Below are 15,451 nucleotides of genomic sequence, written 5' to 3' on the forward strand. Positions count from 1 at the left end.
ATTTTAAAGATTTCAGTGTAATGAGAATTCAATTTCAAAACATAACTACACACTAATTAATTACAACCTAAAGATCCTCTTCGGGAAAAATACATTCAGAACATACCCAATGCAAATTATCAAACCGTAATTGATCATAAAGAAATTCCTGTCGTACAGGCCCGTAGCAAGGATCAGTGCACCAAACCCCAGGATGATCAATTCAACAAGTAATATACTTTGTTCTTTTTTGAAAGAGTATTCCAGCTTTAGTGATCGGTTGTCATTGATCCGTATGTTGTATTTAGGGGTCCGGTTGAAGTCGGAACGCATTCCGAAGTAACCCTGCAGTATCCCCATCACCATATACGCCGAAATACTCACACTCAGTGCGAGGAATAAGTAGAAATTAGGCAGGAAAAATAGGGCTTCTTTCCATTTCGAGCGTGCTGTCATAAGATGTCCTAAAAAGAAAAGTAAGGCGATAGACGCAGTCATTCCCAGGCTGAGGTTCGAGATGAAAGCCGCAGAAGCAACATCCACCATTCCTTCATTGGCCATCCAGTAAATTGCGGGGCTCACCAATATCAATAGCAACACTATGATAAAAACAGACGAATTAAGCATGTGAGCCGTTCCCACTATTTTGGGCCAGATACCGCTTTTGGAAGTCCACAATTTACCAATATTCTTTCTGAAGCATTCCGCGGCACCTTTGGACCAGCGAAACTGCTGAGTTTTGTACGCGTCCAGGGTGACAGGTAACTCCGAGGGTGACTCAACGTTAAATAGGTATTTAAATTTCCACCCTTTCATCTGAGCCCTGAAGCTCAGATCCAGGTCTTCCGTAAGGGTATCGTCATGCCAGCCGCCTGCATTTTCAATACAGCTTTTACGCCATACGCCCGCCGTTCCATTAAAATTGATAAAAGCACCGCTGTGCGATCGCCCCAGGTGCTCCACGGAGAAGTGGGTGTTCAGCATGATGGCCTGTGCCCGGGTGATAAAGGAGAACTTTTCATTGATATGCGACCAGCGCGTTTGCACAAAGCCAATTTTCTCATTCTGAAAATAGGGGATTGCATTCAGAAGAAAATCGGGGTCCGGTATGAAGTCGGCATCGAAGATCGCGATAAACTCACCCTCGCAAAATTCCATGGCGTGGTCCAGGGCTCCAGCCTTGAATCCTTTCCTGTCCTTCCTTTGGACATGCTTGATTGAAATTCCTTTTATCTGAAGAGATGCTATCTGCTTTGCAATAATTTCCGAAGTCTCATCCGTGGAATCATCCAGCACCTGGATCTCCAATAAGTCCTTTGGGTATTTCAGTGCGCAAACCGCCTCTATGAGTCGCTCCACAACATACTTTTCATTAAACACGGGTAACTGAACTGTTACCTTGGGCCATTCCTTGAGATCCTTCTTCGGATTCTTCTTGGGTGCTAGTAAGGCGAATAACAATAATAGTAGTTCGAGGAGTATATAGATCGCCAGAAGTAAATTCAGCAGTACCCATAAATAGAAGACGATCTTAGCAATCATTTACGGCTTCTTTTTAAGGCCCAAAATATCATGGAGGGTATGAATAACATATCTGTCATGTATGCAAAAATAAGTGAGGAAGATATAATTATTCCGAAACTCATGGTGAAATGATAATTCGAAATAGTAAGCGCAAGAAAGGAGATACTAAGCACTACCGAGGTTGCCAAAAGAGGTAAACTGTTCGATTTCAAACTCTTGACCAGTATTTCCGTCTTTCTTCCGCTCTGTTTAGCGGACGAATAATAATGTCCTAAAATATATATAGAGTCGTCCAGCGCTATTCCCAGTATGATGGTAAGGATAAAAATGGAGCCTGGATTGAGTTGAATTCCGAAGAACAACATGACCAGCACCCCAAAAAACAGGGGTAAGGCGTTTGCCAGGAGAGTGACCAGTCCGATGAATACCGATCTGAACAATAGCGCCACCACAATCGCGACTAGTAGTAGCCCGATCCCTAACGCCCACAAAACAAATTTGCTCAGGTGAAAGACATTGTAGTCGAATATATATGCCTTACCGCTGATATAGGCGGTTGTATTTTCGTCGTTAAAACTTAGCAGGAATTCTTCCAGCGCTTTGTTTCTCTGTCGGGCCTGATGGGTTCCTATATCTGGCAGGCTACCAATGATGCGCGCGGTTTTTCCATCCTTTGACAAAACGGAGTTTAGTCCCAATTCCGACTGGTTTTCGTAAAGTGCTTCTTTATAGTTAGCGGTCATTTTCGATGGCAGTCTGAAAGCATCGGGATCACCTCCGGTAGAGTATCGCTGATGCCTTTTTACCGCAGTGTTTAAACTGAAAGTGGTCCTGCACCCGTACTCATTCAACAGATATTTTTCAATTGAATCGATCCTTTGAAGGACCTCCGGACGCAGCAAATCTTCCTCTGAATCAAGTACCACCTCAATATCCCGTATCCCCTGGAATTTCGTATCGTAAAAAGCACTGGACCTGCTTAATCCGAGGTCGAGATCGGCCTGGTTATAATAACGCATGTCTATAGTTTGGTAGTGGATGGCTCCTGCCACCATCAGGGGGATGATAACCAAAGAGACCAGTATGATCTTCTTGTAATTCCGTTGTGTAAAATCTACTTTTTGGGATACCAGTTTTTCAATTTGAGATTGCCTTCTTCGCATAGCGTTGCTTTCATCGTAGGTAAGGAAGAAAGGAAGCAGTACCCGTGAAGAAAAATAAGCAAACACAATTCCGAAGGAAGCCGCCAGAGCAAGCCCAGTGATCATCTCGATCCCACCGTTGAAAAAGAAGACGACAAACCCGGCCAGGTTAGACGCAGAGGTAAGAATGAGCGGTAGTCCGATCTTTTTAAAGAGCTGCTTTTTTATCACCGCATCGGCTAGATTTTCCTCCTTTAGCTTGTTGTAATGATACTGAATATGAGTGATGTCTGTGAAGGAGAGAATAGCAATGATGCTCGGCACCGCAGAGCTCAATGAAGTCACTTCTATCTTGCAAACGTACATGAACAAAAGTGTTGTGGATACATTAAAAACGGTAAAAAGCAATGTGAGCGCTATCCGGTGGAAATTGGGCAGTAACCACAGCATGCAAAACAGGATCAGGAGACAGCCTATAACCGATATCCAAAGAGTTTCCCGGGCAAGTAATCGCTCCCCTTCTTCTTTGGCAGCGGGTGTTCCGGCCACATAGTAGGAATTGGAAAACTCACTTGTATCCAGGCGTTGGTAGAGTTCCTGTATTACTTGGGAATCTTCGAACTCCTCGTCTATGAATATGTAGAAGCAGAGGGCAGTTCTGTCATCCGACAGAAACTTCTCGGTGATATCGGAGAATTTGTTCAGCTGGTCGAATTTGGCCTGAAAGGATGATGCATCCTCAATGGGTAGAAACGGTTCATAAACAGTAATTAAACCATTGAAAGCGGGAAGCCCGAAATTCTCAATACTGTTCACTTCTGAAACGCCTTGAATCTGCTTTATAGATTCTGTAAGTTCGTTTACGGTTCTATAATCCTGAATGTTTGTAAACCCATCTTCTTTTTCGAGTCCGATGGCTATTGTCTCCCGGTCTTCTTCGAAAGCTTGTCGGTATTCGGTATACTGTTTTATTTGTTCCGAAGTACCAAAGGCCAGGGGATCCGTTTCGAAGGTGTAGGTGAGTTTGTTCAAGCTCCAGATTCCAGCTCCGATCACAACAAGTATCCCTATGAATAATAGTTTTCTACTCATCTGGGATCAATGTTTTTATTCGATCTTCTATCTTTGAAGCGATAAGTTTATGCCCTTTTTGGTTAGGATGGATATCGAAAGGAACGTTAGTATATTCAGGGCTGTTAAAGTTAAAACCTACTTTCAGCGCTTCGATTTTTTGGTTGGTTAAACCTTTTTCCAGCCTGCGGATCCTATCATCCTCATCAAGAAGGACCACTACAAATTGAATATCGTTTTCCAGGCATAGTTTGTTCATTTGCTCTATGATTACAGCACTGATGTCCACAAGGTCTCTGCTGCTATCTGCGAGCTTGTCGGATTGTGTCTGGATGTAGTTCACAGAGGCTAATTTATCCCTCCATCTCCAGTCGGAATACAGATCTTCCCAACGCTCATAGTTGATGGAGTCTTCGGGATTTTGCAGATAAGGAAAATTGGAGGTTCGCATCATTTCGCGTGCTGTTTCCATGGAGCGGTCGAAACCTATTTTCATGGCCCTTCGGAACTTCCTGGTTAATGCATTACGTTCGAAATGATCCGAAGCAAAATTCAGAATAACTACTTCAGGAGGTGTACCATTTTTTAATAATGACTCCAACTGAAAATACGATTGTAAAGTACCATAACCGATAACACCATAATTATGAAAATCCAGCTTCGGATATTTCTTCTGAAGGATAGAAGCAAAAGTTTGCTCATCATTCACCCCATAGCCATACGTAAAGGAACAGCCCAAAAAGGCCAGCTGCGGTCGTCCTTTTGCACTATTGGTATCCGGAACAAGACGCTGTCCCGCCGAAGTATGAGTGGTGTGGAATTTCACTTTCCGGTTCAGGATAATATCATAGTTGCCGGGATTGAGGACTATGCCCAGGGAGTCGTGCCCGGTGAATGCCTTGGGAGGAGAAACTTCAATATGGTAGTCCGTTTGAATATAAGGCTTCGCACTGATAACACGCAGTGCCAGTTCCAGGCAGATAGGGATAAGTACAATGATGTACAGTATCCACAATACAGTCTTTTTTTTGACGATAAAGGATCTTCCTGAATCTCGATTCATGGGGTGATTAACACTAGTCGGAATACAATTGTTAATATACATATTATCTTTACATCTGATGAGTAAGATCCTGGGTATTTCCGCTTTCTATCATGATTCGGCCGCAGCCATACTAGTTGATGGTGAGATAGTAGCGGCAGTCCAGGAGGAACGCTTCACGCGTGAAAAGCATTATGCCGACTTTCCTTCCCAATCGATAGAGTATTGTTTACAGGAGGCCAATTTGGGTTTTGATGAACTGGATGCCATTGTCTTTTACGACAAACCTTTCTTGAAATTCGAGCGTTTGCTGGAGACCTATTTCCAAAGGGCTCCCAGCGGATTTGTTTCATTTCTGAATGCCATGCCGGTTTGGTTGAACAAAAAACTCTTTTTAAAGGGATTGATACGAAAGGAATTGCGGAAACTTGGGATGAATAAGAAGTCAAAAGTTAAACTCTTGTTCTCAGAACACCACCTTTCTCATGCCGCCAGTGCTTATTACCCATCCCCTTTTGAGGATGCTGCCATTATAACCATCGATGGGGTAGGCGAGTGGGCTACAGCAACCATTGGCCGGGGAAGGGGATCCAAGGTTGAAATCCTGAAAGAAATGCACTTCCCGCATTCGGTGGGGTTGCTCTACAGCGCGTTTACCTATTTTCTCGGTTTTAGGGTGAACTCGGGTGAATATAAATTGATGGGACTTGCTCCCTACGGAAATGAACAAGCGGAGCAAACAGAAATTTTTAAGAAGACCATTCTGGACAAACTGGTCCAGGTATTTGACGATGGGTCAATTTGGCTGAACCAGGAGTACTTCTCCTATACCACTAAAATGCGAATGATCCCCGATAACAAATGGGAGGCCTTATTTGGTTTTCCGAAACGAAAGGAGGGAGATCCCATTGATAATAATCATTGCAACCTCGCCCTTGCCATACAGGAAATTACTGAAATGATCGTGATTCGGATGGCGAAGGGAGCCAGGCGAATGACAGGCTGTGAGAATTTATGCCTGGCAGGAGGGGTGGCGCTTAATTGTGTGGCTAACGGGAAATTGGAAAGAGCGGGGATATTTGATAATATCTGGATACAGCCTGCGGCAGGTGACGCCGGAGGTTCTTTAGGCGCTGCATTGGCGGTGTATCACATGTATTTTAATCTGGATAGAGAACTTAATTCTGAATCCGACGGAATGAAGTCGGCATATCTGGGTCCGGGTTATTCAGATCATGAAGTAGAAGCGATGAACGAAAAGCATAAGGCGAGTTGTGAAAAGTTCGAAAATGAAGAGGAACTAATCGCGGAATTGGCTACTTATCTTGAAAAGGGATCCGTAGTTGGTTGGTTTCAGGGGCGAATGGAATTTGGCCCCAGGTCCCTGGGAAACCGAAGCATACTTGCCAATCCATCCTCTCCTGGCATGCAGGAGATTCTCAACGAAAAGATCAAGAATAGGGAAACCTTTAGGCCGTTTGCACCGATGATTCTAGAAGAAGATGCTGCTGCTGTTTTTGAGGGTGTAAAGAGCGCTCCCTATATGCTGAAGGTTTATCAACTCAATGAAGATTTCAGAAAAGATATCCCGGAAGGTTATAAAGAGCTATCAGCTCTCGACAAACTATACACTGAAAGAAGTTCTTTTCAGGCAATAACCCATGTGGATTTTTCAGCCAGGGTACAGACTCTTTCTGAAGAGCAGAATCCGAAATTGCACAAATTGCTTTCAGAAATAAAACTAAGAACAGGAATTGGGATGCTCGTAAATACCAGCTTCAATGTGAGGGGAGAACCTATTGTATGCACTCCGGAAGATGCCTATAGCTGTTTTATTAATACAGGAATGGATTATTTAGTAATACATAATTATCTTTATAACAAAAGTGACCAGGTTCATTTGGTAAATACGTCGAGTGAACGAAAAGAGTTTCCAAAGGACTAAAAACAAAATTGATGGAGTTTCTCAGTGATATGTGGCAGTTTCTTTCCGAGCGAAAAAAGTATTGGTTGGCTCCCATCATTATATTCCTGGTCATACTTTCAATTCTGTTCCTTATTGGAAGCTCGTCTGCGGTAAGCTCCTTGATCTACACCCTTTTCTAAGCCATGAAACTCAAGACCTCTCATAAAACCTTTCTTGGATTACTCCTCGGTGCGGCTGTGTTGTTTTTTCTGAAGGAGTACACCATCATACCCGCTGTGATGCTGATGATAGGATTAGTTTCACTCCTGTTTCCTATTGTGGCCAATATCATAGACGGCCTGGTGTCAGGATTGATAGGATTAATCGGCCGAGGTCTTTCCACTGTACTTCTGTTTTTAACGTACTACCTGGTGTTGTCTCCGGTTGCATTGATCGCAAGTCTATTTGGAAAAAACGACAGCCTGGGATTGAAGAAACCAGAGGGGACGAATTTTAAGTCGGTTGAAAAGAAGTTTGAACCTGAGGGTTTTGAGAAGATGTGGTGAATATTTTCCTGATAGCTCGAACAGGTAAGGAGTTCGGAAAATACTTAAATTAGAGGTGTTTAATTGAAAATAAACTGGCGGTATGAGCAATTCTCAATTGATTCTTAACAAGATGGATCGGCGCATTCAGGAATGGAAAACCTGCCAGGATTCTCGTTATGTATTCCTGAGTTGTTATAAAATGATGAGTGCGAATATGCTTGTCGCCTTATCTAATGATGAGTTTCACGACTCCGAATGGGTCGGTAAATTACTAAACAGGTTCGCCGATTACTATTTTGACGGGCTGAGTTGCTTTGATTGTGGTGATCAAACTCCTGAAGTTTGGCTGGCAGCTCACAACGCTACCCTGGAAAAAGAGCTCAGTGAACTCCAAATGCTGGTTTTGGGTGTAAATGCCCATATCAACTACGATCTGGTACTTGCCCTATATGATATGCTCGCTCCGGAATGGAAATCCTTGACCGAAGAAGAAAGAAAGCTACGCTATGAAGACCACTGTCATGTGAATAACATCATTGCCCGAACCATTGATGCGGTGCAGGATCGTATCCTTGAGCCCGAAAATCGGTTCCTCGCCTTCATAGATATAGTTTTCGGGAGGGTAGACGAATATTTGATATCCCGGCTCATTTCAAGTTGGCGTGAGGACGTCTGGAAGAATACCCAGGTTATGTTGCAGGTAAGTAATGATATTGAAATGGAAAACTTCAGAAAAAAGATCGAGACTGAAGTTCTTGAACTAGGAGATACGATTTGCTCTGTCTAGTGTAAAGAAAAAGGTTAATGGGCCAATTTATTAGAAATCATATAATTATTGTGCCAATCAATCTTTGTATAAGCGAGCTCATTAAAATGGAAATCCCTATTTTTATCTAAATACAACTCCGCATTGAAGCATCTACTTCTGTTATTTCTTTGTTTTACACTGGGAACTTATGCCCAGGAAGAATCGGGTATCGATTCTTTAAAACAGATGGCCTTCGGAGAGGCTCCTGACAGTACACGGGTGAATAGCTATTTGGCTCTTATTCGTCATTTCAAAAGAAATAATGAGGATAGTTGTCGGGCTTATTTAGAAAAGCTGAAGAACTACGGCGAGGGCAAAAATTCCAATCGAGCACTTTTTCATCACTATAGGCAAAAGGCGGGATATTTCGGTTTGTATATTAAAAAGGACGAGTCGGCCGAAACTTTTATATATGCGAATTTAGAAGAGGCATTGAATTACGCCAAACAGTCTGAAGACCCTACCCTGCTGGCCATGGCGTACACTAAGTTATCCGTTGAGAAATCAAGATTCGGGGCAACTGAGGAGGCGCTTGATTATGCCAATCAATGCCTGGTAATTTCCATTGAAAACAACCTGTGGGAGGAGACGGCCTATATGTATAGCATGATGGGAGAGGCCTATCTGTATAGCTATAAAATGATGGAAAGGGCACTTCAGTACACACTTAAATCGGATAGTATCTACATGCTTATGGACCCGGACCATGAGGAAAGGGGATTTGCGCTTTCAGCGATTGGAACTATCTATAAGGATCTTGGTAATGTTGAGGAAGCCGAGGAATACAATAAGAGAGCCCTGGATCTCTACAAGCGAACGGGAAATGTGTATCAGCAGATGTCTGCGCTTGCATCATTGGCCTCCATCGAAAGGATTAAGAAGAATTATCCCTTAGCTGTCGAGTACATACAGCAAAGCATAAAATATTATAGTGAAAATAAATATCTGGTGAAAGAAGCCATGTATCACATCGGTCTAAGTGAAATATATTTTGAAGCCGGGCAGATGGAGGATGCCTTATGGGCCTCAACGCGTGCGATTGATTTGAACAGGCGAAACGAGGACTCCTTTGGAATAATGCTTTCTTTGATCATGAAGGCAGAAATTCTTAATGAAATCGGAAGGTACTCGGAAAGCTATGAATTGGCACTTGAAGCCAACGGCCTGGCGAATGAGATGGATAGTTACATAGACAAAGAGGAATCGCTGAAATTGCTTTACCTGGCTTCCGAAGAAATGGGTAATTATAAACAGGCGTACGAATTTTCTAAAGAGCACAAGAGAGTAAATGATTCTCTTACAGCATGGGCGAATATTGATAATGCGAAGGAACTTGAAGCCCGATACAAGAGAACCCAGCAGGAGCAGGAAATTGAAATGTTGGAAACACAAAATGAGCTGTCAGGGGCAAAACAACGCAATCAACGAAACCTGTTTTTCGGCCTAGGTGGTGTTGGTGCACTTGGTCTAATCGTATTATTTGTGCTGTATCGGAATCGACGAAAGACTCTGGATAAAATGGTGGAACTGGATGCCGCTAAAACTACCTTTTTTGAGAATATTTCTCACGAATTTCGCACACCACTTAGTCTTATTTCCGGGCCCTTGGAAAAGCGCCTGGACAATTCAAGCATTGATGAAACAGATCGAAAGGAATTCGAAATGATGCAGCGGAATTCAAATCGTTTGATGGGGTTAATTGAGCAGTTACTGGACATTTCAAAACTTGAATCTAAGCATTACAAATTAAATGTTACGGAGGGAGATCTCACAGGATTACTGAAATCACTGTCAGCTTCGTTCGTTTATGCTGCCCAGGAAAAAAGACTGAATTACCGTGTGAAAGTTGATGAATTTGAAAAGGGGTGGTTCGATAGAGATGCAATAGAAAAGATCGTTGTTAACCTGCTTTCAAATGCAGTAAAGTATTCGCCTGAAGGAGGAGAAGTGAACTTCGAATGCCTCCGACAGAATGGAAATCTCCAATTAACGATTGAGAATAGTGGTAAGACTTTTTCTGAAAAGGAAGTTGATACTATTTTCGAGCGATTCAGCAGAAGGAATTCGGATGAACAGGGAGCTTCACATGGAAGCGGAGTTGGATTGGCTCTGGTAAAGGAATTGATAGTGCTATCTCATGGCAGGATCAAGGCGGAGAATAGTTCGGATTCAAGTGTTAAGTTCACTGCCGTAATTCCGATCAACAAGGAGGCGTATGCCCCTGGTCAGTTATCGGTTACGGTTAAAGAGGATCATATCATTGACCGGAACGAAGTTGACACCCACCATTTAGAGACCTCCGATATCCCGGTATTGCTTGTTGTGGATGACAATGACGATATCCGAAGTTTTGTGAAAGATATGTTCAGCAAGGAGTACAAGGTCCTGGAAGCTGCGGATGGTGAGGCAGGGATCATTTCTGCAATTGAAAATATTCCGGACATTATTATCTCCGATATCATGATGCCAAATATTAATGGTGTTGAATTGTGCGGCAAGCTGAAACAGGATGAACGCACCAGCCACATCCCAATTATCTTACTTACTGCCAAAGCCGATGATTCAAGTGAATTTGAAGGGCTCGAAACAGGTGCCGATGATTATGTCCTGAAACCTTTCAGCACAAGGATGCTTTCGACCAGGGTCAAGAATCTTGTTAAGTCAAGGGCGAAATTGCGCCAGCGATACAGTAAGGAAGTCGTGCTCAAACCAGCGGATATTTCGATTAATGATGCAGATGCGCGTTTTATCGTACGGCTTAAGAAAGTCCTGGATGAAAAGATCACGGAAGAATCGTTCTCGGTGGAAGAATTCAGTAAGGATCTTCATATGAGCAGGATGCAATTACACAGGAAGTTGAAAGCACTTACTGGCTTGTCGGCTTCGGAATTCTTGCGAACCGAACGATTAAAACTCGCATATGAACTTCTTCAGAATAAAGAATTAAACATAAACGAGGTCTGCTACAAAGTTGGTTTCAACAACCCTTCTTACTTCAGTAAGTGTTTTAAAGAAGCCTTCGGAATCCTTCCCACAGAGTACCGGGATAGACTGTAAATCCCTTTTCTAACAAGCAAATACTTCAATTGTTACACCCGTGTTACATTCTGTTACATGGTTGTTATTCCCGTTTTTAAATCCAATATAGTTTTGAATCAGTGCTCCTCAAATCCCGAATCGGGGGTGGCATTAGTAAAAGTAAATGAAAAGAAAACCCTACTCAGGTTCCTTGGAAAAACTGGACACTCAGGAGATATACCTAAATGTGTCTTACCTCAATAAAGGAGTGTATCAATTGAAAATAGTACACAACAACAAGATCCTGAAGAGTACACTTTTTATAAAACACTAGTAAAAACACATTGTCATGAAGAAATTAATTCTGTTTGCCGTTTTTTTATTCGCTGGTTACACCTCTATTATTTCCCAGGTGGGGATCGGTACCGTTACTCCGAATTCCACTTTGGAGATTCAATCTTCTAACCAGGCCACCCCGGCCAGCAACGATGGAATATTAATTCCGAAGATCGACAACTTCCCGGTCAGTAATCCGGGTGCAAATCAGGATGGTATGCTGGTATTTGTAACCGGTAGTGGAACCCCGGCCAAAGGATTCTATTATTGGGATAGTAACACCACCGCTTGGATCAATTTTGATGGAACCGGCGCAGAGAAGATCAATGAACTGCAAGATGGTCGTTCAGACGACGATGGCACAAATGATGGCTCGTCTATCTTTCTGGGGGTTAATGCTGGTTTGAACGATGATAGCAGTAATAATGGAAATATAGGCATAGGTTTTGAATCCCTCACTGCCAACACAACGGGTAATTCCAACGTAGGTATAGGTTTTGAGTCCTTACGCGCGAATACGACAGGTGAACTCAATGTCGCGGTGGGTTATGCTAGTATGAGTGATAATACCACAGGATATCAAAATGTGGGAATAGGATTCAGGGCTTTTGATAATAATACCACAGGATTCCAAAATATTGGAATTGGGGCCGTCAGTTTAGAAAATAACACAACTGGTTATAGCAATATTGGCGTAGGAACCGGTACACTTAATTCTAATACGGATGGAAACAACAATATTGCCATAGGGAATAATGCCATGCTTATTAATTCGACTGCAGATAGCAATGTGGCTATTGGAACATCTGCACTTGCTAACACAATAGTCGATGAAAATACGGCAGTTGGACATTATGCTTTATCAAACAATTCACTTGGACTGCGAAATACTGCATTGGGATACAATGCGTTGTTGGCAAATAACAGTACGAATAACAATACGGCTATTGGTTATGAAGCATTAAAAGAGAACGTCGCATTAGGTAACACTGCCGTTGGTGCATTTAGCTTGGGGGCTAGTACAACAGGAACTAGTGTAACCGGGGTAGGGAATTTTGCGCTTGGATCGAATACTACAGGAAATCAAAATTCGGCAATGGGTAGTAATGCTTTAGGAGGTAATACCACAGGTTCTAACAATACAGGAGTTGGTTTTGGTGCAGGCTCAAACAACAATACGGGCTCTAACAACACTGCTGTGGGTAATCGCGCCTTAGAAAATAATACAGGAGATAATTTAACCGCCGTTGGTTATGAAGCTTTGCGATATAACACTACAGGTGGGAGTAATACAGCGCTTGGATACGTTAGTCTTCGATCAAATACCGAAGGGAATTGGAATACCGCTTTAGGGTACGCGGCCCTTACCGGTAATACCACCGGAAATTCTAACACCGCAATTGGTTATACTGTATTGCAGAATAATACCACTGGCTCAGGAAATATTGCTGTGGGTAATAGATCATTAATAGCAAACACTACGGGTGAACAAAATGTCGCCATTGGAAGCGCTAGTATGTTCTCCAATATTGATGGAGTTAATAATTCGGCCTTTGGGAATGGTTCATTATTGAATAATACTTCTGGGAATAATAATAATGCACATGGGTACCAAGCCATGTACAACAATACCACTGGGATAAACAACGTAGCGATGGGCTCGTACTCCTTGTTTTATAATACTACAGCTAGTAATAATGTTGCTATTGGAAACCAGGCGCTACAAAATAATTTATCTGAAAGACTTACGGCAATTGGTTCATATTCTCTGTTTAATAATACTACCGGGCTTCGGAACACGGCAGTTGGATACACCGCTCTATATCTGAATGATACAGGAAGTAATAACACCGCTATGGGTTATGAAGCACTACGTCAAAATACAGGTTTTAACAACACTGCCATGGGATATAATGCCCTTCGAAACAACACAACGGCAAATGCAAATACAGCTTTTGGGACGCTGGCATTGGAAGCAAATACAACGGGAGAATTAAACACCGGAGTTGGAGTGCAAGCTTTGGCCGATAATACCATTGGCGTGTCCAACGTTGCTATGGGATGGGGATCTCTAAGTGCAAATACCCAAGGGAACCGGAATACTGCCATTGGAACGGCTGCCATGCAGCTAAATACTTTGGGGATCAACAATGTTGCCGTGGGTACTAATTCGTTACGAAATAACACTACAGGAAATTACAATACGGCCTTGGGCTACTACGCTATGTTTAATAACGACGATGGTGTTGAGAATGCCGCTATTGGATCGGGTGCAATGTATGAGAATACTTCTGGAAGTTATAACCTAGCTTTAGGGAACAATTCCTTGCGTCTAAATACCTCAGGAAATTACAATACGGCGGTTGGGAACTTTGCTTTGTACGAAAATATTACGGGGGTCAATAATACGGCCGTTGGGTATCAATCGTTACGTTATAATCTGGCAAACAACAACACTGCATTAGGAATAATCGCATTGGTTAACAATACAACTGGATCTGAGAATACGGCAGTAGGTGTGGCAGCTTTGTCTTCAAATACTAGCAGTTCCGATAACACGGCCATTGGTTATAATTCGTTGTTGTCGAATACTGATGGCGTACACAATACAGCAGTAGGAGCATGGTCTATGAATAGTACGACCACCGGTTTTAGTAACACCGCAATTGGGAGCTATGCAATGAGCGCTAACGAAAGCGGGATTGGAAATATCGCTATTGGAAATGATGCACTTTATTCAAACACTGTTGGCAACTCAAATGTAGCCATTGGACAAGGTGCCTTGCGAAGTAATTCATTAAGTTCTAGTAATGTGGCCATAGGTTTTGAGGCCTTGCATGTAAGTCTTAACGACCAAAATGTTGCAGTTGGAAGTAGTGCTTTACGAAATAATTCGGGTACCAGAAATACAGTGGTAGGTAATGGAGCAGGGTTCAACAGCACAGCCGCGGCTTCTGACAACATATTTGTAGGGTATCAGGCGGGATATAATGAAACAGGTTCCTCTAAACTGTACATCGAAAGTTCGAATGCAAATGCCAATAATGCGCTTATCTATGGTGAATTTGACAGCGATTTATTACGCTTTAACGGGAGAACAGAAATAACAGATAATACTGACGCGAACGGGACGGTGGGCTCTGGAGCCCTGGAAATTGGGAACGGTCTGCGTTTGGACGCGAATGAAATCATAACCAACACCGACGCTACTCTGTTTGTACAAAGTGATAACAATGGCGATCTCGAAGTAGATGGGGGCACTCTTCGCGTTGATGCCAGTGCAAATAGGGTGGGTGTTGGTACCACTACTCCTGACTATAGATTTTCTGTGAATGGAGTGGCAAATTTAAACGAAGGAATAGCTTCGGGTATTGCTCTTCGTGTTAACGGATCTGAGGCGATTTGGTACAATGGCACGTATTTTAGTTGGGGATTTGGAGGATCCGCTAATTTCTTTAACGATGATGTGGGAATAGGTACTACAACTCCGGATACGAACCTGCAGATAGAAGGAGGCCCGGACACATCTTTGTCATCTCATGGATATTTTCTGATGGGAGCAGTTTCAGGAACAAATATTTCGATGGACAATAATGAGATACAAGCGAGGAATAATGGCGCCGCCTCCAGCTTATACCTGCAAGATGGTGGTGGAAATGTAGTAGTAGGAGGAGCCGTGGTCCACACTAGTGACAGAAGACTAAAGAAGGATATTGATGATTTGGTATATGGATTGGAAGAAGTGATGAGACTTTCTCCTAAACAATACAATTGGAAGGATAAACCAGATAATGAGTACAAAAGCCTTGGATTAATCGCACAAGAAGTTGAGCAAATTATCCCAAATGTTGTGCTTGAAAGAGATGATGATGCTAAGACGCTTTCAGTGAATTATACCGAACTCATTCCTGTACTCATCAATGCGATGAAGGAACAACAGGCTACGATAGAAGAACTTAAAAGAGAACGAGATTCAGAAAAACAAAACAGGATGAGTCTGGAAAGCAGGATCGAACGTTTGGAGGCCTTGATTTCGAACTAATACCAACAACAACTCCCCTTACTTTTTTTGCCCAA

Annotated in this window: 10 protein-coding genes; 7 read left to right on the plus strand and 3 right to left on the minus strand. The window is 42.7% G+C overall.

Features of this window, described 5'->3' with window-relative positions:
* Positions 1–60: 60 nt before the first annotated feature.
* Genes J1N09_RS01655 through J1N09_RS01665 form a run of 3 tightly spaced genes read right to left on the minus strand, consistent with a single transcriptional unit; the run spans position 61 to position 4,779 of the window.
* A complete protein-coding gene (locus J1N09_RS01655) occupies positions 61–1,521 on the minus strand; it encodes a cellulose synthase family protein (protein WP_265197651.1) in 1,461 nt (486 codons plus the stop codon).
* On the minus strand, positions 1,518–3,737 hold the full coding sequence (locus J1N09_RS01660; RefSeq protein ID WP_265197652.1) for an efflux RND transporter permease subunit: 2,220 nt from the start codon (positions 3,735–3,737) through the stop codon (positions 1,518–1,520). The genes J1N09_RS01655 and J1N09_RS01660 overlap by 4 nt, the downstream gene beginning before the upstream one ends.
* The gene (locus J1N09_RS01665; protein ID WP_265197653.1) at positions 3,730–4,779 is read right to left on the minus strand and encodes an SGNH/GDSL hydrolase family protein; all 1,050 of its coding nucleotides are present in this window, start codon (positions 4,777–4,779) and stop codon (positions 3,730–3,732) included. Before J1N09_RS01665 ends, J1N09_RS01660 begins: the two co-directional genes overlap by 8 nt.
* Positions 4,780–4,837: 58 nt before the next feature.
* Between J1N09_RS01665 and J1N09_RS01670 the strand changes: the two genes are divergently transcribed.
* The 7 genes from J1N09_RS01670 (at position 4,838) to J1N09_RS01700 (ending at position 15,416) form a co-directional block, all read left to right on the plus strand.
* Positions 4,838–6,703 carry a carbamoyltransferase gene (locus tag J1N09_RS01670; RefSeq protein ID WP_265197654.1) on the plus strand — a complete coding sequence of 622 codons (1,866 nt, stop codon included), beginning with the start codon at positions 4,838–4,840 and terminating at the stop codon, positions 6,701–6,703.
* A gap of 11 nt (positions 6,704–6,714) precedes the next feature.
* Positions 6,715–6,864: a DUF5989 family protein gene (locus J1N09_RS01675; RefSeq protein ID WP_265197655.1), complete on the plus strand. Its 150-nt coding sequence runs from the start codon at positions 6,715–6,717 to the stop codon at positions 6,862–6,864.
* A 3-nt stretch (positions 6,865–6,867) separates the two neighbouring features.
* Entirely contained in the window at positions 6,868–7,230 is a 363-nt protein-coding gene (locus J1N09_RS01680; RefSeq protein WP_265197656.1) for a hypothetical protein, read from the plus strand.
* Positions 7,231–7,312: 82 nt separating this feature from the next.
* Complete coding sequence (locus J1N09_RS01685; RefSeq protein WP_265197657.1) at positions 7,313–7,999, plus strand: DUF5995 family protein; 687 nt, start codon at positions 7,313–7,315, stop codon at positions 7,997–7,999.
* A gap of 123 nt (positions 8,000–8,122) precedes the next feature.
* Positions 8,123–11,077, plus strand: a complete 2,955-nt coding sequence (locus tag J1N09_RS01690; protein WP_265197658.1) for a response regulator — start codon at positions 8,123–8,125, stop codon at positions 11,075–11,077.
* 145 nt (positions 11,078–11,222) lie between these two features.
* A complete protein-coding gene (locus J1N09_RS01695; protein ID WP_265197659.1) occupies positions 11,223–11,372 on the plus strand; it encodes a hypothetical protein in 150 nt (49 codons plus the stop codon).
* 15 nt (positions 11,373–11,387) lie between these two features.
* A complete protein-coding gene (locus tag J1N09_RS01700) occupies positions 11,388–15,416 on the plus strand; it encodes a tail fiber domain-containing protein (protein ID WP_265197660.1) in 4,029 nt (1,342 codons plus the stop codon).
* Positions 15,417–15,451: the final 35 nt, after the last annotated feature.

This window comes from Aureitalea sp. L0-47 (assembly GCF_026126405.1).
Taxonomy (GTDB): domain Bacteria; phylum Bacteroidota; class Bacteroidia; order Flavobacteriales; family Flavobacteriaceae; genus Pukyongia.